Annotated in this window: 21 protein-coding genes and 1 tRNA gene; 10 read left to right on the forward strand and 12 right to left on the reverse strand. The window is 60.6% G+C overall.

The genetic code is table 11. From position 1 onward, the window contains the following. A partial coding sequence (locus tag R2855_15205; GenBank protein MEZ4532348.1) for a hypothetical protein occupies positions 1 to 531 on the reverse strand: 531 nt, incomplete at its 3' end. A gap of 105 nt (positions 532 to 636) precedes the next feature. Here R2855_15205 and R2855_15210 point away from each other — a divergent pair. Beyond that, positions 637 to 1041, forward strand: a complete 405-nt coding sequence (locus R2855_15210) for a hypothetical protein (protein MEZ4532349.1) — start codon at positions 637 to 639, stop codon at positions 1039 to 1041. On the opposite strand, the gene phoU is transcribed toward R2855_15210, so the two are convergent. From phoU to R2855_15245, 7 genes are all read right to left on the reverse strand, one after another. Beyond that, a complete protein-coding gene (phoU, locus tag R2855_15215; protein ID MEZ4532350.1) occupies positions 1038 to 1700 on the reverse strand; it encodes a phosphate signaling complex protein PhoU in 663 nt (220 codons plus the stop codon). The two genes, R2855_15210 and phoU, sit on opposite strands and share 4 nt — an antisense overlap. A 27-nt stretch (positions 1701 to 1727) precedes the next feature. After that, positions 1728 to 2549 carry a phosphate ABC transporter ATP-binding protein PstB gene (gene pstB, locus R2855_15220; GenBank protein MEZ4532351.1) on the reverse strand — a complete coding sequence of 274 codons (822 nt, stop codon included), beginning with the start codon at positions 2547 to 2549 and terminating at the stop codon, positions 1728 to 1730. A 4-nt stretch (positions 2550 to 2553) separates the two neighbouring features. After that, positions 2554 to 3456 carry a phosphate ABC transporter permease PstA gene (gene pstA, locus R2855_15225; GenBank protein ID MEZ4532352.1) on the reverse strand — a complete coding sequence of 301 codons (903 nt, stop codon included), beginning with the start codon at positions 3454 to 3456 and terminating at the stop codon, positions 2554 to 2556. Next, the gene (pstC, locus tag R2855_15230) at positions 3453 to 5039 is read right to left on the reverse strand and encodes a phosphate ABC transporter permease subunit PstC (GenBank protein ID MEZ4532353.1); all 1587 of its coding nucleotides are present in this window, start codon (positions 5037 to 5039) and stop codon (positions 3453 to 3455) included. The genes pstA and pstC overlap by 4 nt, the downstream gene beginning before the upstream one ends. Before the next feature lie 25 nt (positions 5040 to 5064). Continuing rightward, positions 5065 to 5301, reverse strand: coding sequence for a hypothetical protein (locus R2855_15235; GenBank protein ID MEZ4532354.1), 237 nt, complete (start codon positions 5299 to 5301; stop codon positions 5065 to 5067). Between the two features lie 328 nt (positions 5302 to 5629). Continuing rightward, positions 5630 to 5836: a winged helix-turn-helix domain-containing protein gene (locus tag R2855_15240; GenBank protein MEZ4532355.1), complete on the reverse strand. Its 207-nt coding sequence runs from the start codon at positions 5834 to 5836 to the stop codon at positions 5630 to 5632. A 21-nt stretch (positions 5837 to 5857) separates the two neighbouring features. Continuing rightward, positions 5858 to 6136, reverse strand: a complete 279-nt coding sequence (locus R2855_15245; protein ID MEZ4532356.1) for a hypothetical protein — start codon at positions 6134 to 6136, stop codon at positions 5858 to 5860. Between the two features lie 1680 nt (positions 6137 to 7816). Here R2855_15245 and R2855_15250 point away from each other — a divergent pair. The 9 genes from R2855_15250 (at position 7817) to R2855_15290 (ending at position 17131) form a co-directional block, all read left to right on the forward strand. Next, a complete protein-coding gene (locus tag R2855_15250) occupies positions 7817 to 8683 on the forward strand; it encodes a type III pantothenate kinase (protein ID MEZ4532357.1) in 867 nt (288 codons plus the stop codon). Positions 8684 to 8854: 171 nt separating this feature from the next. Beyond that, positions 8855 to 10939 carry an elongation factor G gene (gene fusA / locus R2855_15255; protein MEZ4532358.1) on the forward strand — a complete coding sequence of 695 codons (2085 nt, stop codon included), beginning with the start codon at positions 8855 to 8857 and terminating at the stop codon, positions 10937 to 10939. Beyond that, on the forward strand, positions 10936 to 11397 hold the full coding sequence (locus tag R2855_15260) for a ribonuclease HI family protein (protein ID MEZ4532359.1): 462 nt from the start codon (positions 10936 to 10938) through the stop codon (positions 11395 to 11397). Before fusA ends, R2855_15260 begins: the two co-directional genes overlap by 4 nt. A 54-nt stretch (positions 11398 to 11451) precedes the next feature. After that, positions 11452 to 11525: transfer RNA gene (locus R2855_15265), tRNA-Val, on the forward strand. Between the two features lie 60 nt (positions 11526 to 11585). Then, entirely contained in the window at positions 11586 to 12848 is a 1263-nt protein-coding gene (locus tag R2855_15270; protein MEZ4532360.1) for a D-alanyl-D-alanine carboxypeptidase family protein, read from the forward strand. A gap of 289 nt (positions 12849 to 13137) precedes the next feature. Beyond that, entirely contained in the window at positions 13138 to 14946 is a 1809-nt protein-coding gene (gene thrS / locus R2855_15275) for a threonine--tRNA ligase (GenBank protein MEZ4532361.1), read from the forward strand. A 27-nt stretch (positions 14947 to 14973) separates the two neighbouring features. Beyond that, positions 14974 to 15507, forward strand: a complete 534-nt coding sequence (locus R2855_15280) for a type 1 glutamine amidotransferase domain-containing protein (protein MEZ4532362.1) — start codon at positions 14974 to 14976, stop codon at positions 15505 to 15507. Next, positions 15504 to 16385, forward strand: coding sequence for an HAD-IIA family hydrolase (locus R2855_15285; GenBank protein MEZ4532363.1), 882 nt, complete (start codon positions 15504 to 15506; stop codon positions 16383 to 16385). The genes R2855_15280 and R2855_15285 overlap by 4 nt, the downstream gene beginning before the upstream one ends. A 2-nt stretch (positions 16386 to 16387) precedes the next feature. Next, positions 16388 to 17131 (forward strand): MBL fold metallo-hydrolase, encoded by a 744-nt coding sequence (locus R2855_15290; GenBank protein ID MEZ4532364.1) that lies wholly within the window; start codon positions 16388 to 16390, stop codon positions 17129 to 17131. A gap of 25 nt (positions 17132 to 17156) precedes the next feature. On the opposite strand, the gene R2855_15295 is transcribed toward R2855_15290, so the two are convergent. The 4 genes from R2855_15295 to R2855_15310 all read right to left on the reverse strand — a co-directional run bounded on the left by R2855_15295 (position 17157) and on the right by R2855_15310 (position 21628). After that, complete coding sequence (locus tag R2855_15295; protein MEZ4532365.1) at positions 17157 to 18023, reverse strand: ATP-binding cassette domain-containing protein; 867 nt, start codon at positions 18021 to 18023, stop codon at positions 17157 to 17159. Beyond that, positions 18020 to 19027, reverse strand: coding sequence for an ABC transporter permease (locus tag R2855_15300; protein MEZ4532366.1), 1008 nt, complete (start codon positions 19025 to 19027; stop codon positions 18020 to 18022). Before R2855_15300 ends, R2855_15295 begins: the two co-directional genes overlap by 4 nt. A 126-nt stretch (positions 19028 to 19153) precedes the next feature. Further along, on the reverse strand, positions 19154 to 20164 hold the full coding sequence (locus R2855_15305; GenBank protein ID MEZ4532367.1) for a sugar ABC transporter substrate-binding protein: 1011 nt from the start codon (positions 20162 to 20164) through the stop codon (positions 19154 to 19156). A gap of 156 nt (positions 20165 to 20320) precedes the next feature. Continuing rightward, positions 20321 to 21628 carry an extracellular solute-binding protein gene (locus tag R2855_15310; GenBank protein ID MEZ4532368.1) on the reverse strand — a complete coding sequence of 436 codons (1308 nt, stop codon included), beginning with the start codon at positions 21626 to 21628 and terminating at the stop codon, positions 20321 to 20323. Positions 21629 to 21783 lie beyond the last annotated feature (155 nt).

Consider the following 21783-nt stretch of genomic DNA (forward strand, 5'->3'; position numbering starts at 1 on the left):
CGTCCGCACGATACGAAGCTGATACCGGCGATCGAACGTGGGCGAGCAACGCCCACACGACCAAACTCCGACACGGCTGCGTGGCACCTCCGTTTTGCAATTGGGGCAGGCATAGACATATTTCGGGGTACGCCGTTTCACCGGCTTGACGCAGGTGCGGACTTCTTCCATCGTCGCCCCGGTCAACTCACTCACCTGCACTGCAATGCGGTCGTACCCATGTTTGGCATGCCTGCGGCGATCGCCGTCGATCCGGTGGCGCATATGTAGCAACTCTTCACAAACAACGATCTCGAGCGACTTCGGCTGCGATAGATCGATTCGCTTGAGATTGATCAGAATGAGATGCTTGCCACGGCCCGGGTGATAGACATAGGCTCCTCCGATGGAACCGCCGACCCGACGCCCGACCCACTCGTTGTATCGTGTGCGGTTGGTGGTGATCCAAAGATCGGATGTGGGGAGCGCGAGCCGTGCAGTATATGTATCTACCAACGCGGCGATGCGCGCGTCGTCGGTGTCGAGAATCATGGTGAAAGAACGCCTCGTGCAGATGAGTGGGGAACCAACATTCGCAACCTGCTGGAAGCAGGCGGGTTGCCATTCTACTCGTCACGATGCGAGTCGGAACAGCCGATGAGCGATTCTGCCCTGGAGCGGCCGCATCTCGCGATCGTCACCGACGATCTGTCGCTGTCTCATTTCCTCACCGAAGGCCTGCTCTATGAGGGGTTCTGGACGAGCGCGATCGGGAGCGGATTGCAGTTCCTCGAAGTCTTGCGGTTGCGATCGTTCGATGCTGTCTTGCTCGATGCTGGAATTGGCGACATCTCGGCCGAGGAGGTCATCCGCCGCATGCGAGGGACTTCGGACCGGGTGGATGCCGGTTCGCCACGAAGCGTCATGCCGGCGATCGTAGTCGCCGGCATGCCCGGGGAGATCTCGCTCGATGCCGTCACCGATGCAGGAGGTCAGCTCCTGCTCGAGCCGCCGTTGGAGATCGAAGAAGTGGGCGCGATCCTGCAACGATTGTTGAGCTAGGCCGGAATGTACGCCTCGGCAATGTTCCCCGTCACGGAATAGACCACGAACTCGCAGATGTTTTCCGTTCGGTCCCCAATGCGCTCCAGATTGTGCGCAGCCCAGAGAAGATGCGTCGCCCGGTTGATGGTGCGCTGATCTTCCATCATGAACGTCAACAACTCGCGATAGACCTGGTTATAGAGTTGGTCGATTTCGTCATCTCTCGCCATCGTTTTTCTGGCAAGTTCGACGTCCGACGTAATGAACGCATCGATCGCGCTCGAAAGCATGCTTCGCGCCACCGATGACATGCGGGGAATATCCACGAGCGGTTTCAAGGGTGGCTCATCCGCGGTGAGCAGGGCAATTTTCGCGTTGCCCGCAGCGTGGTCGCCCATACGTTCGAGCTCGGAGATGATGTGCAACCCAGCAACGATCTGCCGAAGATCGCCAGCCATTGGAGCTTGCATGGCGATCACCGCAAGCGCTTCGCTCTCCAGTCCCCACCGGAGCTCGTTGATGTCGTGATCGGCGCTCACGACCTGTTGCGCGAGCTCGATATCCTGATTCTTGAGGGCATCAGTCGAACGGGCTATTGCTTTGTCAACCATCGAGCTCAGCTGCACCACCTGGTCTCTCAGGTGACTGAGACTCCGCATGTACTGTTCGCGGGTCATGGTGTCTCCCTTCTTTCGACAGGTCGCCTATCCAAAGCGCCCGGTGATGTAGTCTTCGGTTCGGCTGTCACGTGGGTTGGTGAAAAGCTCGCGCGTTGGGCTCGATTCGATCAGTGTGCCCATTCGGTTCTCTCCAAGTGAGAAGAAGACCGTTTGATCGGAAACGCGCGCTGCTTGCTGCATATTGTGCGTCACGATAGCGATTGTGTAGTTCTGCGCGAGTTCCCGCATGAGGTCCTCGATGCGCAGCGTCGAGATGGGGTCCAGCGCCGAGCACGGCTCATCCATCAGGATCACGTCCGGATTGTTCGCCAGCGCCCGGGCGATGCAGAGTCGCTGCTGCTGGCCGCCAGAGAGCGCGAGACCGCTCTGATCGAGCTTGTCCTTGACTTCGTCCCATAACGCGGCCGAGCGAAGACACCATTCGACCAGCTCATCCATTCCCTTGCGAATCCCGTTGACCTTGGCGCCCCATGCGACATTGTCATAGATGCTCTTGGGAAAGGGGTTCGGCTTCTGGAAGACCATGCCGATCCTACGGCGAACCATCACCGGGTCGACATTCGATCCCAGGATGTTCTCACCATGGAAGCGAATCTCCCCTTCCACACGCGCGGACGGAATGAGATCGTTCATCCGATTGATACAGCGGAGCACTGTGCTCTTCCCGCAGCCAGACGGTCCGATCAGGGCGGTGATTTGGTTCTTCGCAATGTCGAAGGTCACATCGCCAACGGCATGAAAGCTTCCGTAGTACACATTCAAGTTGTTTATGTCGATAAGCGGCTCACCGGCGGCGGAATTGACCGGCGCGTCGAGCAGACTGGTTCGTTCGAGCTGTTGTGTCATGGGACTACCACCGTGTCCTGGAGCTAAACCGCTGCCGGACAATGATCGCGATGAGATTCATGGAGATGAGCAACGCGAGCAGCACGATGATGCCAGCCGCGGCCAGGTCTCTAAACTCCGTTTGGGGACGGGACATCCAGTTGTAGATCTGGATCGGAATGGTCGTGTAGGAATCGAAAAACCCGCTTGGTTTGGCCGTGACGAATCCGGCAGCGCCCGCCACGAGCAAGGGCGCGGTCTCGCCGATTGCTCGGGACACGGCAAGGATCACACCGGTCAGAATGCCGGGAACCGCGGCCGGGAGAACGTGCGAGGCCGTGACCTGCCAGCGCGTGGCTCCAACGCCGTATGCGGCCTCCCGTAGCGACCACGGGATCGCCTTCAGCGCTTCCTGGCTGGCAATGATGATGACCGGCAAGCTCAGGAGGGCCATGGTCAGCGCCCCTGCGAGCACCACGCGGCCAAGATTGAGCCACTCGACAAAGATGCCAAGCCCAAGCAAGCCATAAACGACCGATGGCACGCCTGCCAGGTTCGAAATGTTGATCTGGAGCATGCGGGTCCAGCGGTTCTTGGGCGCGTACTCCTCGAGATAAATGGCGGCAGCCACTCCCATGGGGAATGCCACGAGCAATGTGAGCGAAATGATCCAAAGCGTGCCGGAGATGGCGATGCTGAGCCCCGCCTTTTCCGGCTTACGCGACGGCGGGTTCGTCAACAGCCCCCAGCTGAGCCAATCCCAGCCGCGCTGGAAGATGTACCAAAGGAGAACCACCAGGGCGCCGACCGCAAGGAGCGTGGCAGTCAAGAGCACCCAGCGCCCGACGGAGGCGATCCGCTGACGGCGAGGGAGATTCCCCGTGTCCGAAAGCGAACCAGACTGCGGCACGAAAGACTCGGCGCTCATTCGTATTCCTCCCGGAACCGGCGCACGAACCAATGGCTGAAGATGTTCAACGCCAGCGTCATGACAAAGAGCAAGAGCCCGACTGCGAACAGCGAGTAGTAGATCGTCGAGCCGCGCGGGGCGTCCCCGGAAACCACCTGGACGATATAGCCAGTCATGGTCTCGCCGGGTCCGAGCGGATTCGTCACCATCTGCGCTTTCGATCCGGCCGCGAGCGCCACGATCATGGTCTCGCCGACCGCGCGTGACGCCGCGAGAATGAACGAGGCGACGATGCCCGACAGCGCCGCCGGCACGATGATGCGCCCCGAAACCTCCAGCTTGGTGGCGCCCAGCGCATAGGCGCCTTCGCGCATCGAGCGCGGCACAGCGCGAATTGCGTCCTCGGAGAGCGAGGCAATGAGCGGCACGATCATGATTCCGACGGCGATCGCCGCGGCCAACACGTTGTAGACACTCGTCTGGGTCCAGATTCGCTTCAGAATGTCCGGGGTAATGAATGTCAGCGCGAAGAAACCGTAGATGATGGTCGGGATACCGGCCAGCAATTCCAGCACCGGTTTCAAAATGGCGCGCATTCGGGGAGACGCGTACTCGCTCAGATAAATGGCGCTCATCAACCCAATCGGCACCGCGATCACCATCGAGAGGAGCGTGACCATCAGCGTAGCGGAGACCAACGGCAGGACACCCCACTCTTGCTGATTCTGAAAGAGCGCTGTCCAGGTGGTCCCGGTCAGGAAGTCGACGACCGACACGTCGGCAAAGAAGTTGACCGCTTGCGCCAGCAACACCACCACGATCCCGATCGTGGTCAGGACGGAAACCACCGCGCATGCGAGCAGAATGTACCCAGCGGCCTTTTCGGTCAGGTGCTGTCGTCGCAACAGATCCTGATCGACGTAGGAGTGACCGGGCCGAAAAAACGGCACAGTCTCGGTTCCAATGTCTGTGCCTGTCGTCGGATCGATCGCCATGAATGAACTTCGCTCAGCGGTTGCCATGCGTATTAAACCGCACCTCTTCCTGACGCGACGGACGGCTCCGAGTGTCGGAGCCGTCCCAAGCGGAAAGACGGTCTTGTCTAGCTGGCCGAGTCCGGGCGTGCCGGACCATCGATAGCAGCACAGCTTGACTGGTCTTCTGCATAGACCTGGCAGAGATCCGACGTATCCGACGTCAGCGACGATCTCGCCTGCGGCGCAGACGAACCAAGAACCCTGGACTTCAGGACGCTGCAAGCTTTCGGCATTCATGACGTACAGTGGCCGTGAAAGCGGCGCGTAGGTGAGATCGCCAACGGTTTCAGCAGTTGGCTCGACACAGCCGCTACCGCCATCGATCGCCACCAGCTTGAGCCGGTCGGCATTCTGCTCGTAGTAGGCCAGTCCGAAGTAGCCAAGCGCGTTCGTATTGCCGGCAACGCCTTCCACCAGTTGGTTGTCATCTTCGCTCGGGAGGTAATTGGTCGAGCTGCCTTCGCCGACGATCTCAGCGGTGAAGTAGTCGAAGGTTCCCGAAGACGTGCCGGGGCCGTAGAGCGAAATCGGCTCATCCGGGAACGACGGTCGATCTCGCTCCATTTCGTCGCGGCGCGCTCTCTGGCCGCTACATCAACTTGAGCTGGTCGACGGTCAGGCATTCGACAAAGTCGTTCTCCGGGTTGACGACCACCGCAATGCCGTCATACGCAACCTCGAAAACGTAGTACTCGACGCCGTTGGCAGCGCATGCCTCGGCTTCTTCCGGCTTGATTTCGCGGAGGCGTTCTGGAGGTCGGTTTCGCCGTTGCAGGAAGCGTCGAACCCACCGCCGGTACCCGAGATGCTGACCCGAGTTGCACACCTGACGCTATGGCCGCGAACTCTTCTGCCATCGCGATGGGTCCGACCGTGGACGAACCATCGGCAACGATCGTGCCGGAGAGGTCGCCGGCATTCTCCGGCTCCTCATACGGACTGCGTGGTGCCCGCGACGGCGCCTGACAGGATCGTCAGCGACAGCCCAATCGCCGCCGCCGGAGCCAAGAAGCCCTCGACGCGAGCTTTGCAGGGACGGAATCGACATTCTTCTCCTTTCTGCTTGACGGTTTGGTATCACCGGGAACGTCTCCCCGGCACTTGCCATGCCCTCGGACAGTGAATTCGAGAATGGGAGGACGAAGCGACATCAGTCAGGACGCCACCTCAGCTAAATAGCCGCGGCCGTAACAGTCCGAATCATTCCGTCCGGACCTGGCTTCGCGCAGTTTCGATCTGAGCCATGACATGTGCACGTCGATCGTGCGTTCATCGACGGAAGATGTCGGTTCCCACACCACGTCGAGCAGTTGCTGGCGCGTAAAGACCTGACCGCGCCACAACGCGAGTTCGCGCAGCAATCCGAACCTTCCGGCTCAGCGTCAGATCCCTGGCGCCCACTTGCGCTTGGCTTTCCAGTTCGATCGTGAGGGGGGCCACGATAGAGCTACGACGGCGGCCGCGCCGATGGAATGCGCGGCAGCATCGTCGCCCGGCACCCGGGCAATGAACTCCGGGGCAACGCGAATCGGCTTGACGACATAGTCGTCCGCGCCCAGTTCTCGAGTCCGTCGACTTTGTCCTGTCACCTCGTGCGGACGATGAGCACCGGAACGTCGTTGCGGGTCCGGATCTGGCAGCAGCACTGCCAGGCCACTCAAACCAGCAGCATCGATCGAGAACGACGAGATCGATCTGGTCCAGCTGCTCGCACGACCGCCATGGCGGCCTCACCAACCGCGGCGCTGATGACACCGTATCCGGCGCCGATCGTAGCTGTAGGTGGTTATGCTGCGAAGCGTAGGGTCGTCCTCCACCAACAAGATCGTGCCGCTCCATCGATGGCGCCTGCTGGTTGGAGGTTTCGAGTTCGGTTGGAGCACTTCGGTCGCTCATCACGACCAAATGCTATGGACGCCGCGTTAACTCGCGGTTACCGCCCTGTAAACTCTGTTAGCGTAAGGAACATCAGGCAACCGGTGTCCCTGTCGAGGTGGTCAGACCCGAATAGCGGCATTCAGCTGCGCATCATCGCCGATCTCGCTGTCAGGTGTCCTCGAAGCCACGCATCTGGCGCGATGCCAACTTTGTCGATCACTTCTTCGTTCGGCGTCAACCAATGCGCAGGTAAGCCGGAAAGAAGAGCCGTCCTCGAAGACGTGCACCAGTTGCACGGACCTTTAGCCCACGATCGTCGCGCGCTCGTAGTCCCGCATGCTCAGCAGCGATCTCCGCAGAGCTCGCGGTCCCGTTGTTCACCAGTACGACCAGTGGAATGTCATATGCGTTGACGTCGCCCGAGATGATGGGCTGTTCTTCTCATCCCCGTGCGACCGGGATTGCGTGTCCTCCCAAAGGGCTGGACCGGCATCTTCCAGCACAAAGCGCCCGATCGTCTGTTGCGCGCTTTTGCACCCAGCCATCCACCGACCGCAGATCGAGGATGATTCCGTCCGTCGTTCTTCGCGGCCTGAAGCGCGCCGGCATCGAGTTCCGCGGCGGTCTTGTCGCCAGACGGCGATTCTGATGATGCCCACGTTCGATTCCTCGTCGAGCCGGTAGGTCACGACGGGAACAGGAATCTTGCGGCGCTCCACATCGAGGGACATGGGTGGTTCTGTCCCGCGTTGCAGCTGGAGATGCACCGACTCCCGGCCGGGCCTTTGAGCAAGTCGAGGCGTCGGCGTCCGTCCAGACCTTCGACCGAGACGCCATCGATTTGCAGGATGACATCGCCAGCAAGTATCTGCCTCCTCGGCCGGTGATCCGGGGATCGGCGCGACATTGGTCATCTTCCCATCGCGGGTGGCCACCCCGACGCCGATTCCTCGAAGGTGCCTTCGAGCTGATTCGCTGCCTGTTGCTGATCTGCGTCCGGTGGCAGGTAGACGGGTAACCGTCCAGCCCCTCGGCCAACCCGGTAAGGGCTCGTCCCTCCGAGGTCGCTCAAAACTCGTCACGGTCTCGCCATCCTGCGGACGTCCGTAATACTCCTCATTGATCAGTTCCTCGACCTGCGACAGCCGATCGAGGTGTCGTTCGCATCCGAAGCCGGCGCGATAACGGAATCGACTCCCAGGGTGTCTGGAAGCCATTCCCCGCGTTGCGCAAGCGCTCCGAGGAAGAAGGCAGTGAGCGCAATGAGCACGCCCATCGCCTTGCTGATCAGGAAGGTCAGCAGGATTATTTCGTATCGTGACAGCAGAATCGGACATGGAAAGCTCTCGAGGCAGGAACAAGCGGCGGCGCATTCGCGCGTCGCGTCGGCCTATGATAATACGTGGCGAATATGAAGGGGAGCCAACCCTCAGGGGCCCGACAGAGGGGTCAGGAAGAGCTGGGTGTTTCTCGCGATCGATGTCGGCAACACAAATGTGCACATTGGGCTGACCGAGGATCTGACGGCGCCTTGGCTGAGAACGTTCCGGTTCTCCTCCGCACGTGATCGGACAGCTGATGAATGGCGCGCTCCTCAGTATCCCGCTGAGGCACTCACCGCCGACGATTGCATTGTTGCGATGTGCAGCGTTGTCCCCGCCATTACCCGCAGCCTGACCGAGTATGTGGAGCAGCGCGTTCGGGATTTCTCCATTGCTGGTATCGAGCCAGCTACCGCTCGGCATCAAGTCTGCACCGATCAGCCACGCGAAACCGGCACCGATCGCCTGACCAACGCGGTCGCGGTCGATGTGCTCTACGGCCGTCCGGCCATCGTCGTCGACTTTGGAACGGCGACCAAGGTAGATGCGCTCGACGCGGATGGCCGCTTTCTTGAAGAGCTTGTTGCTACAGATCTGGGTGTAAGCATGGATGCGCTTGCGTCACGGGCTGCGATCTGTACGCCGTCCCAATCGAGATTCCGCGCGAGGCAATCGGACGCAACACCACACACGCGGTACAGGCCGGTGGTACTCGGACACCTGAAGATGGTCGAAGGCCTGGTCGAAATGGCCAAAGCCGAGCTCGGCAGCTGCGAGACCGTCGTGCTCACCGGTGGCAACGGCGCGCTCTTCTCCGAACGTTCCTCGGAATTGGGCCCATGCAAACCAACCTCACCCTCGAAGGCCTTCGCTTCATTGCGCAGCGTGCCCAATCGGCGACCGGGCAGTAGACGAACGAACACGCCCAATTCCATGAATTCGATTGCGGTCGATTGTGGCCTGACCATGGACCTTTCTATAATGTCTTCACGATTGCTTGCGTCCTAAGGAGGTCTGCTCGATGCAGACGATCCGCAACCGAAGCCGTCAGCCTGATTGCAACGCCCCGGGAACGGTGCGCGCCATCGGCTGGCGAGCGGCCGCATATCCAGTCGCTCGACCGCCCATCTACGCATGATGGGTCAACCGGCCTGAACGGCTCTCGATGAAGGAGACCCCGTGAAGCAGTACACAGCTGACAAGATTCGCAACATCGGCCTCTTTTCCCACGGTGGCGCGGGAAAGACATCATTGGCCGAGGCGATGCTGTTCGTCTCCGGGGCGACGACGCGGCTTGGCAAGGTCGAAGACGGCAACACCGTGACGGATTTCGATGTCGACGAGATCAAGCGCCACATGTCGATCTCGCTGGCACTGGCGCCGGTCGAGTATCGGGATCACAAGATCAATGTGGTCGACGCGCCGGGATATGCCGATTTCCTTGGAGAGGTGCAATCGGCGCTGGCCGTCGTCGACGCCGCGGTCATTCTTCTCGACGCGTCAGCGGGCGTCGAGGTCGGGAGCGAGAAGGCCTGGTCGATGGCCGGAGCGGCCGGCGTTCCGCGGATCCTTTTTGTCAACAAGATGGATCGGGACAATGCCGACTTCAACCGCACGATCGAGTCAGCCCGATCTGTGCTCGGACCGATGGTTGGGCCGCTGCAACTCCCGATTGGCGCAGAAAAGTCATTCCGGGGCGTTGCCGACATCCTCTCCGGCCGCGCCTACATGTTCGACGATGCCAATCCGGGCAAGTCGATCGAAACCGACATTCCTGAGGAGTTCAAACGACCGGTACGCGAAGCGCGCGGACAACTCATCGAAGCCGCTGCAGACTCGGACGAAGTGCTGATGGAGCGCTATCTCAACGACGAAGAGATCAGCGACGAGGAATTGCGGCACGCGGTCGAGGTCGCCATCCAAAATGGAGACATGGTTCCAGTCTTTGCAGGAGCCGGATCGTCGATGAAGGGTGTCGATCGATTGCTGGACGCCATCATCCAGTACGCCCCTGCCGCGTCCACACGCACCGTGATCGCGACGAACTCGAAGGGCGACGAGGAAGAACTCGGCGCCGATGCAGGTGGCCCGCTCGCCGCGCTGGTGTTCAAGACCGTAGCCGATCCCCATGTTGGCCGGGTTTCCTATTTCCGGGTTTTCTCGGGTTCGTTCAAGTCGAATAGCTCGGTCTACAACGAACATGCGGACAAGAGCGAACGCGTGGGCCATGCGTTCTTCTCTCGCGGCAAAGAGCACATCAATGCCGATTCGATCGATGCCGGCGACATCGGCGCGATCGGGAAGCTCTCGGTCACGCACACCGGCGACACGCTGAGCGACGAAGGACATCACCTCGAACTGCCGCGGATCGATTTCGTGAAGCCATCCTACTCCGCGGCAGTCAATCCGAAGACGAAAGCGGACCTGGACAAGATGGGACAGGCTCTGCACCGCATCGTCGAGGAGGATCCGACCCTTCAGCTGGGACGCGACTCGGTAACTGGCGAATCGATTCTCTCTGGACTGGGAGAACCGCACGTGCAAATTGCAATCGAGCGTATGACCCGGCGCTACGGCGTCAATGTCGAGCTCGGGCTCCCGAGGGTCCAGTATCGCGAAACGATTTCCTCCAAGACGAATTCCGAATACAAGCACAAGAAACAGACTGGAGGCGCTGGTCAGTACGGCCACGTCTTCCTGGAACTCGAGCCGCTCGAGGAGGCCGACTTCGAATTCGCCGAGCGTGTGGTGGGCGGCTCGGTACCGCGCAACTTCTACCCGGCGGTAGAGAAGGGCGTGCGCGAGGCGCTCGAAGCCGGTCCAGTTGCCGGGTATCCAGTGGTCAACGTCAAAGTGACCTTATACGACGGCAGCTATCACGACGTCGATTCGAATGAAATGGCATTCAAGATCGCTTCGAAAGAGGCCTTCAAGAAGGGCATTTTGATGGGCAAGCCGATCCTCCTCGAACCGGTGATGTCCATTTCCGTGGTCGTGCCCGACACCTTCACCGGAGACGTCATGAGCGACCTGAACGGGAAACGAGCGCATGTAACCGGCATGAACCCGGCCGCTAACGGTTCCACGTGCATCGAGGCGACCGTTCCGGGCGCTGAGATCCAGCGATACGCGACCGATCTTCGCTCCATTACCCAGGGGCGCGGCTCGTTCACGAGCGAGTTCTCGCACTACCAGCCGGTTCCGCCGAATCTCGCCGAGCAGATCAAGGCTGAAGCACGCGCCCGAGAGGAAGCCGCTGCTTGAGTCAGTCACAGGTTGCATTGGGGGAGCCGGATTCCGGCTCCCCCGTTCCGCTCTCTTCTCGCACCAATCCTTATGTCATCACCTTCGACGGGGGAGCCGATCCGAATCCTGGTAAGGGATACGGAAGCTTTCACATCCAAAGCCCCACCGGCCGAGAACTGCTGGAGCGACGCGACTATCCCGGCCGCGCGATGACCAACAACCAGGCGGAATACCGGACACTCATCGAGGCGCTCCTGTTTCTCAGGGAGAAGCTTGGAGACCGCGCACCGGTCGAGCATGTGCGCGTCGACGGTGACAGCCAGCTCGTCATCAATCAGGTCCAGGGGAAATGGAAGGTCCGGCAGGAAGAGCTCAAGCCGCTTCGCAACGAGGCAGCCGCGCTTGGCGCATCGTTTGGCTCCATCGACTATCGCTGGCATCGCCGGTCGAACTCGGTGCGGCTGCTGGGTCACTAGATCCAGCCCTGCACAAGATGGCCAACGATCCTCTATAATCTCCTTCCGGCTGATGGGCGGTTAGCTCAGCTGGTTAGAGCGCCACGTTGACATCGTGGAGGTCACTGGTTCGAGTCCAGTATCGCCCACCCTCGAACGCCCGCTCCCAGGAGCGGGCGTTTTCGTCGAAACCGAGGACGCGCGTTCGCGTGATCGCCGAACCAGCAGTGTTCATGGCCCAACCTCTCCCCGCGAAAACTCACCAGGTCGTTCGCCTTCTCGTGATGCTCGGTCTCATCGCGGCATATGTGTCGCTCGCGATGGCTCCGGCCAGCGCGCAGATCTCAGAACTCGACGGCATCTCCTCCAAGCGATACATCGTCATCGACGCCGAAACTGGCGAGGTCTTTGTCGAACACAACGCCGACGAAGAAGTGGCTATCGCGAGCCTGACCAAGATCTTCACAACGATCGAGGCGCTCGAGCTGGCAGACCTGAACACCCCCATCACCACAAACAGTTCCGACATGTTCGGCGCAGATTCGACCACCATGGGCTTCGGCCCCGGTGAGACGTTTACGCTCAACGACTTGCTCTACGGGATGATGCTTCCCTCGGGCAACGACGCGGCGCATGCCATTGCCCGCTCACTCGGCTACCAGCAAGGTGACTCCGATGATCAGGCGGTGAGCAACTTCATCGACCTCGTCAATCAGCGCATTGCCGACATGGGACTCACCAACACGCATCTCGAGAACCCGCACGGGCTCAGCGAGGACGGGCACTATTCGACCGCCCGCGACCTGGCGGCATTCACGATGTACGCGCTCAAGTACCCAACCTTTCAACAGCTCATCGGGGCGAGCTCATACCAGACGGACAGTGGCTATTTCGTCAGCAACACCAACAAGCTCCTCGGCAGCTATTCCGGAATCATTGGCGGCAAGACCGGTTACGACGACGAAGCGGGGTACTGCCTGATCGAAGTCGCCACCCGTGATGGATCGACCATGATTTCCGTCACGCTCGATGGTGAGGCACCTGACATCTGGTATCAGGACAACGCGATACTGCTCGACTATGCGTTCGAAGCGAAGGCCGAGCGGGAAGCGGCGGGTCAGCAAATCACCAACAGCCGTGTCAGCTATCGCGATCCTGACGCCGCTCAAATCCTGGCGCAGAGTCGGGGCGGCAATTCGATCGGCCAGGCGCCAGCCGCTTCGCCGGTTCCCAATGAAAGCACGTCACCAGTCGCACCCACGGCATCTCCGTTTGCGATGGCATCGACAAGCCAGGACTCGAACACATCGAGCGGTGGACGGCGCGTTTCCACACCGATCACGGTCATGGGAGCCCTGGCGGCGATCGCGGTGGCCGGGTTCTGCGGGTGGATGGCGTATTCGCAGTCGCAGCGCAAGAAAGCCGCCATGCTGGTCCCCTCCCACACCACCGCGGACGCGGGTGTGGATTGACAATCGGACGGCTGGGTCCGTATCCTCACCTACAACCGAATACCTTCGTCACGTCGATCGGGACGAGTACCGCTTGCCGCGCCTCGAGAGAGCTTCCTCTTTGCTGAAATGGAAGTAGTTTGCGGAAGCGAGAAAACCAACCGGGAGTGACGCAGCGGCTCGCCGCGTTACTGGCGATTCGAGAGAATCTCATTCGATTCTGAATCAGGGTGGAACCACGTCAGCCAGACGTCCCAGAGTGGACGGCTGGTTTTTTTGTACGCATCGACAGACGAAAGCGATATCGAACATGGCACAGGCTGATTTGCACGAACTCTCGGAAGAAATGGACATTGCGTTCGATCCGACGGCGGCCGGGGAATTCGAACTGGCGCGCATGCGGCATTCCGCAGCCCACCTGATGGCCGAAGCGATCCAGGAGCTCTACCCCGGAGTGAAGTTCGCCATCGGTCCAGCGATCGAGCACGGCTTCTACTACGACATGGACCTCCCGCAATCGCTGAGTTCGGACGATCTCGCCGCGATCGAAGAGCGAATGCGCGCTCATCAGAACGCGGCCGAACCGTTCGTGCGGACGGTCGTTTCTCGTCAGGAGGCGCTCGATCTCTTCGGGAACAATCCGTACAAGGTCGAGCTCATCAACGGCTTTGCTGATGGGGAGGAGATCACGACCTATCAGCAGGGCAATTTCCTCGATCTCTGCCGAGGACCGCATGTCGAGTCGACAGACCGTATCGGACCATTCAAGCTGCAATCCGTGGCCGGGGCATATTGGCGGGGGGATGAGAACCGACCAATGCTGCAACGGGTCTACGGCACGGCCTGGTTCACGCAGGAAGATCTCGATGCGCACCTCGCCAAGCTGGAGGAGGCGCAGCGGCGTGATCACCGACGGCTCGGGAAGGAGCTTGAGCTCTTTACGGTCTCCGAGGAGATCGGGCCGGGCCTGATTCTCTGGATGCCGAACGGGGCAACGGTCCGCTACCTCGTCGAGCAGTTCGAGCAGCAGGAGCAGCTGGCGCGCGGATATCAACTCGTCTATACGCCGCACATCGCATCGGAAAAGATCTACAAGATCTCGGGGCATCTCGAAACGTACAAAGAGAATATGTACTCCCCGATGTCGATCGAAGAGGTGGACTACTACCTCAAACCGATGAACTGCCCCGGGCACATCATGATCTACAAGAGCACAGTGCGCTCCTATCGTGAACTGCCAGTGCGGTATGCGGAGCTCGGTACGGTCTATCGCTACGAGCGTTCGGGCACGCTCCACGGCATGTTGCGGGTGCGCGGCTTCACGCAAGACGATGCACACATCTTCTGCATGCCGGATCAAGTCATCGATGAGGTCGAAGCGGTAATCGACCTGGCCGAACACATGGCCGATGTCTTTGGATACGAGTTCCAGGCATATCTCGCCACGCGGCCCGAAAAAGCTATCGGAGATGACGAGGTCTGGGATCTGGCAATCGAGCGGCTGCGAACGGCCATGGAACGACGAGGGCTGAGCTACAAGATCGATGAGGGCGGAGGCGCGTTCTACGGTCCGAAGATCGACATCAAGTGGGTCGATGCGCTTGGCCGGGAATGGACGGGGCCGACGATCCAGGTCGATTTCAATCTGCCCGAGCGATTCGATGTCAACTACATCGGTGAGGATGGCGAGCGGCATCGCGCGGTCATGATCCACCGGACGTTGCTCGGTTCCATGGAACGCTTCGTCGGTGGACTGGTCGAGCATTACGCCGGGGCCTTCCCGATGTGGTTGGCGCCGACGCAAGCAGCGTTGATCCCAATCACGGGAGACCAAATCGAATACGCAAATCAGGTCGCCCAGCAGTTGCGGGACGCTGGATTGCGAGCCGAGGTCGACGAGGGCCGAGACCGAATGCAAGCGAAGATCCGAAACGCTCAGCTCAAGAAGATTCCGTTCATGCTGGTCATTGGCAAGCGGGAAGCGGAATCGGGTTCAGTCGCGATACGCTTGCGCACGGGCGAGGACCTGGGGGCTGTGCCAGTCGAGAAGGCCATCGAGATGATGCGCAGTCTGAACGAGAGCCGGTCCCTGCACCTGGCGGCAACCGCCAGCGCGTAGTCCCAGGAAACGCCGAGGAGGATGACGGTGAGCAAGAAGCGTGTTGCGGTCGTAATTGCCAACAACTTCGAGGATGTGGAAGTGACCGCGCCCGTGGCCGCCGCAGAAAGCGCGGGCGCGGAAACCGTGCTGATCGGCACCGAACCCGGTGAGGTGACCGGCAAGAAGGGCGCGGTGCTGACCGTCGACACGACCTTCGATCAGCTTGGACCCAGGGCCATCGATGGGTTCGATATGCTCATCATCCCCGGCGGCGGCGCGCCGGAGAATCTGCGCATCGTAGATGATGCGGTTGCGTTTACGCGAGAGTTCGTCGAGTCCGGCAAGCCGGCGGCTTCGATCTGTCATGGACCGCAGCTTCTCATCTCGGCCAAGGTGCTACCGGGACGCACGACCACATCGGTGAACAAGATCCGTGACGACATCACGAATGCCGGTGGGAACTATGTCGATGAGCCATTGGTGATCGACGGCAACCTGATCTCGTCGCGCACACCGCGCGACATGGACGTGTTCAACCAGGCAATCATCGATGCGTTGGGAGGACTGGATCCGGCATGAAGCTGTTGCGCGAGCGAACAAAGAGCAACCCAGAACCGATCGCGACTGTGGCTTCACCCGCGATCGAACGATTGAACTCGGCGAAGGCGTGGATCTTCGACATGGATGGCGTGCTCTATCGCGGCAATGCCCCGCTTCCCGGAGCCATCGACCTGTTCGCCACGCTGCAGCTGCGCAATATTCCGTTCCGGCTTGCAACGAATAACTCGACCCTGACGCCCACGCAATACGTCAAGAAGCTCGCAAAGATGGACCTCGACGTGCCGCCCGAGTGGATCGTGACATCGGGTGTCGCCACGCGAGAGTATCTTCTGAGCCGTTTTCCCAAGGGTTCGCCGATCTACGTCGTCGGCGAGCCCGCTCTTTTCGAGCAACTTTTCCAGACAGACGATCTCGTGCAAGCCAACGGCACCGACCTGCAGGCCGCAGCGGTGGTCGCCGGGTTGGACCGGAAGTTCACATACGACAAGTTGTCGGAAGCCCACACCCAGATTCAAAACGGCGCGACGTTCGTTGCAACCAACTCGGATGTCACGCTTCCGACTGAACACGGTCTCGAACCGGGATGTGGGTCGATCATTGCTGCCATCGCGGCATCGACCGGCGTGACACCGGCCGTCGTGGGCAAGCCAGAGACACTCATGTTCGACGGCATCTCCCGGCACCTGGATGTGCGGCCGTCCGACATCGTTTCGGTCGGCGATCGGCTGGATACCGACATCGTCGCTGGCAGCCGTGCTGGAACCCTTGCAGTCCTCGTATTGACGGGAGTCTCGACACGGGCGGATATTGCGGGCGCGGAGGCGCGGCCGGACCTGGTTTTCACCGATCTCAACGCGGTATTGGCTGCAATTCAGTCACCGGTGAACGAACGATGAGATTGACGAAAGACATCTGTCTCGTTGGCGGCGGCAATGCGGGCTTCGGCCTGTCGGCGCCGCTCGACTGTCACATCTATGTCATCGACGGAGGCTCCGAGGCCGCCATCGTCGACGCGGGAATGGGCGGCAAGTACGGCGCTACCGAGCAAATCCTTGCGAACATTGCGGATTCAGGGGTGGACATCGACAGGATCAGCAAGCTCCTTCTGACCCACTATCACGCTGATCATGCAGGCGGCGCGGCCGATTTTCGTGATCGTCTCGGGTTGGACGTCATCGGCTCACCGCTGACCATGGCGACATTGGCAGTTGGTGACGAAGAGCAGATCAGCCTGCCGTTCGCCAAGAAGGCCGGATTCTATCCGGCCGACTATGTATTCGAGCCCTGTCCCGGCAAGGGAACGTTGACCGAAGGCGCTTCGTTTCAAGTCGGCGCGCTTACCGTCACGGTGTACGAAACGCCAGGGCACGCTGATGGGCATGTTTCTCTGCTGGTTACCGGTGGCGACCGGACCTATCTCATTGGCGGAGACCTGGTGTTCTACGGCGGGACCATCATCGCGCAGAACATACACGATTGCTCTATCCAGAAATACGCGGCAAGCACGCTGAAGATGGCAGAGGTCGAATTCGATGCCTTTTTGCCGGGCCACCTGTCGATTTCGCTCAGCAATGGCAAGCGTCATGTCGATCAGGCTGCGGCGCAATTCCGGCAGCTGATGATCCCACGAAACGCCGTCTAGGTCGACGAGGGATACCGACGCAGCGCTAATTCGATGGCGGTACGTGCGCGCGGCCTTCGGCCGCAATTGCCTGTCCGGCTCTCATTTCCTCGGTCAGACCGTCGAGACGAGCGAATTCTTCCAATTCATGCCCGAGCTCTTCGAGTTCCTGGCCGCCTGCCATCATCTCCACGACCTGCTCTCGCGTGACATCGCGCTTGACGAACGTGCCGTAGCTCGAACCGCGGTTCAGGATGGTGAAACGATCACCGATCGGGTACGCGTGATGCACGTTGTGGGTGATGAAAATCACCGCGATGCCACGGGCACGGGCCTGCGCGATATATCGCAGCACGACTCCCGCTTCTTTCACACCGAGCGCGGCAGTTGGTTCGTCGAGGATCAGCACTTTGGCGCCGTTGTAGACCGCGCGCGCGATCGCCACGGACTGTCGCTCGCCACCTGAGAGTGTGCCGACCGCTTGCTGCGTGTCGCGCACATTGATGCCCATCTTGGCGAGTTCTTCTCGGGTCACGCGATCCGCGAAGTCGAGATCGAACCGCTTGAATGGCCCCCACCCCCTGGTGGGCTCAGAACCGAGGAAGAAGTTGCGCGAGATGCTCATCAGGGGAATCATCGCGAGATCCTGATAGACGGTCGCGATACCAAGATCGAGCGCGTCCCTCGGGGACGAGAAGCGCACTGGCTTTCCCTCGAAGAGATATTCGCCTCGATCGGGAGAAAAGACACCGGAAATGATCTTGATAAGCGTGGATTTTCCGGCGCCGTTGTCGCCCAGAAGGCAATGCACTTCGCCATAGTGCGCGGCCATGGAGACATGCTCCAACGCCACCACGGTGCCAAAGTACTTGCTGATGTCGCGGAGTTCGACTGCTGGAGTCTGTTCGCTCATCGCGCCGTCACCGCCTGCGATCGCACGAATCGGTTGATCAACACCGCCGAGAGAAGCATGCCGCCGAGCACAAACTGGAACCAGTCGGCGTCGATGCCAGCGAAAATGATGCCTTGCTGCACCATGCCGAAGATCAACGCGCCGAGCGCCGCGCCAAGCGCAGACCCATAGCCACCGGTCAAGAGCGTCCCGCCAATCACCACGGCAACAATGGCGTAGAACTCACGATAAGTTCCGCGAAGCACATCTGCGCCACCGAAGCTCGTCACTTGAATCGTCGCCACCAACCATGCGGACACTGCTGTGGCGACAAAGAGCGTCACCTTGACGCGAGTGGTCGGGACACCGAGGTTACGCGCCGCCTGCAAGCTGCCCCCAACCCCAGGGATCCAGTTGCCGAATCTGGTGCGGAGAAGCACCCAGGTAGCAATCAGCGTGAGCGCCAGCCACCAGACGATCGAGATCGCGAAGTTGTTTCCGAAGAGATGGATATCGCTTGCGAAAACCTTCGATGCGGTTTCGAAGCCCGGAAGGTCCTTCAGTCCTCCGACCTGAGTTCGTCCCGTGATCTGGCGCGTGATGCCGATGGTGGCGCCGCGCACCATGAAGAGCATGGCCAGTGTCACGATGAACGATGGCAAGCCAGTCTTGACGACGACGATGCCGTTGATTACTCCGATGACGACCGAAAAGACCAGCGCAGCGCCGATCGCCGCCCAATAGTTCCAGCCGTACTCGGCCGAAAGGATGGCAATGATCATGCCGCATGCGCCGATGGTCGACCCCACAGAGAGGTCGAACTCCCCGCCGATCATCAACAGCGCGACGGCCACCGCGAGAATGCCGAGCTCGGCAGAGACCTCCAGATAGTTCGCGGCTCCTCGCATCGAGAGGAACCCTCGATCGCCCGCAATGACTGCAAAGATGATCCAAACGACGACCGCACCGGCGATGGCGCCCATTTCTGGCTTGAGCAACAGCCGTTTCAGCAAAGGAGTCGACACAGGCTCCATTGGTGGAGCGGTTGCCGAGGAAACCTGGGCCATACACGTCACCTGTTGTGCGAAGGACTGAGGCACGACCGGCGCGATTTGCGCCGGCCGTGCCACCCGAGAGCAGTTGTTCCCGAGTTATCGGGTGCCGGCCGCGGAGAGTTCCTTGACCTGAGCGGCTGTTTCCTGGGTCACGAATCCAGGTCCGGTCATGAGAACCGGATTGGCAATCGTGTTGAGGTTGGTGTTGTAAAGCGTCAGGAGCACGATCGGCAGGTAGCCTTGCAGATACTGCTGCTGATCGATCGCGAAGAGCATATCGCCCGCCTCGATGGCATCGAGCACCTCGGGTGAGAGGTCGAAGGTGGCCAGGGCCATCGATCCGAGCTGGCCAGATTCGGTAAGTGCCGCCAACGCCGGCGCTGCGCCGGTGGGACCAAGCGTCAGGATGCCGTTGATCGTGTCATCTGCCGTAATGGCAGCAGAGATGCGCTGCTGCGCACCGGTGGGATCCGCGAGATCGACCGCAACGGTTTCCACCGTTCCGCCGGACTCCGCCAACGCGTCGGTGAAGCCCTGGCATCGCAGGTCGAGCGCAGCATTGCCAACTTCCTGGTTGACGCAGATCGCATTGGTCACGCCGGCCTCGGCCATTCGCTGACCGCCGCCGTATCCAGCTTCGTACTCGGTCTGACCAACGTGCGTGAGGATGCCCAGATCGGCGGCGACGTCGCTACCGGAGTTCATCGAAATGACCGGAATTCCGGCTTCGACGGCTGCGGTGATCGACGCCGAGAGCGCATCCGCATCCGGAATCGAAACAACCAGTCCGTCTGGATCGGTCGCGACCGCGGCATCGATCAGCTGCGCCATCGCGACCATATCGAACGTGCCGGGCGCCTGGTACTGGACGTTGACGCCCATGTCCTCCCCGGCTTGCGCAACGCCATTCTGAACCACCGACCAGAAGGGGTCGGATGCCTGACCATGGGACACGACAACGATATCAATATCGGATCGTTCGGTGTCCTGGGCGCTGGCGTCTTGTGCCATTGAAATGCCGCCAAATGCGGCCAGAGCTCCAGCGAGCGCCCCGCTCTTGAGGACGGTGCGCCGATCAACGGCCGGAGTGAATCCTTCTTCGATCACGAGCTGCCTCCTGCGATGGAAACGTGCGGGAGAGATCGATCCACCGTGGACCGATCCATGGCGGAGCCGGAGCGACCAAAGCTCTCGGCGAGCCTTTTCCCTGTACGACAGAAAAAACAGTATCACCGCTTCGGCATAATCGGCAACTGTCTCTGCTTAGGCATCCAGGACGCCCTCGCGAGCGAGGAAAGCGCGCATCGCGAGATTGGCATTGCGGAGCGCTTCTTCGGCCGACAGCTCTCCGGCAAGCATCGCGATCAATTCGGTGGCCGCCAGCAGTTCGAGCTGCGGGTAGTAGGGCGAGCGCGGCCGCGGCGTCGAACCAGCAAGCAACTCCAGCAGATGCGGCAACTCTGGCTGGGCATCGATCGAGGCATCGTCTGCGTAGGCTGCTGAATTGGCCGGTGGCAGCAGGGATCCGATGAGCGAGATCTGCACCCGGGTAGAGGTAAGCCAGTCGATAAATTCACGGGCCCTCGCTGCCTGCAAGCTGCCAGCAGGGATGCCGGCAAGCCAGGCGCCTGTCATCGTTTGACGCGGAACACTTTGCTGCGCGGGTTGCGCGTTGCTGGCAATCGGCCCTGATTCCCATTCCATCTCGGCTGAACTGCTGGCGAGCACCCCGGACGACCAGAAATTCGCCATCATGGCAACCGTCCCCGACTCGAAGCGTTCGGTGTTCGTCGGCTCGCCGGTGGCGGCTGATTCAACGGGGCTCAAAGCTGCCAACGCCTGAAAGACCTCGGCCGCCGCGATCGCCTCGGAGGTATCGAGCTGGGGCACCATCGTTTGCGGATCGATCAGCTCGCTGCCAAATCCCCTCAGGATTGGCAGGAAGCTGTTCACCACCTGATGCGGCGTCAGCGACTCGATCGCGAAACCGGCCAACTCTTCATCGCCGAACGCGTTCCCGATCTTGATCGCGAATTCGACCGTCTCGTTCCAGTCTGTAGGAGACTCGAGACCGAGCCGAGCGAGCCATTCCGGACGCGAGACGAAGAACTGGGCGTTGCCAAGCCACGGCACGCAGCAAGGCTCGGACTCGCCGGGAAAGCTCGAAAGCGCGCTGACAACCTCGGGTACCTGTGAAAGATACGACTCTGTCTGCTTCAGCGGCGTCAGGAACGTAGAGAACTGCGGGACCCATACATCGTCGAGTGACACGACATCGAACGTCGGCGCGCGCTGGGTCAGCACCAGGCTCAACTGGCTGTACAGCTCGGCATACTCGAGCGCGGTCGTCTCGACTTCGAAACCGAGCGACTCTTCGACTGTATCGAGGAGAGGTTCCATCTGCTCCGCATGCGAAGCGAGCAGCGCGACCGAAAGTGGCCGATCGTCCTCATCGGCGGCGCGAACTAGCCGCATCGATCGAGAACCAGTAGTCGTCGCCATGCCAAGCACTGCGCCACCCACTGTCGCGGACGCTCCCAGCAGCACAGCCCGGCGCGTTGCTCGAACCATTGGAAAAATCGACCTCTCCTCGTTCGCACTCTTTGCGGGCACAGTGTACGGCGACGCGTTCCACGCATGCTGAATTGACAATGAACGGACCGGTCAGTAGCATCCGCCATTGAAGGGCGACCGTGGATGCTCCAGCAGCCACGAGGTTCTCGCTC

This window comes from Thermomicrobiales bacterium (assembly GCA_041390825.1).
In the GTDB taxonomy this organism is placed as follows: domain Bacteria; phylum Chloroflexota; class Chloroflexia; order Thermomicrobiales; family UBA6265; genus JAMLHN01.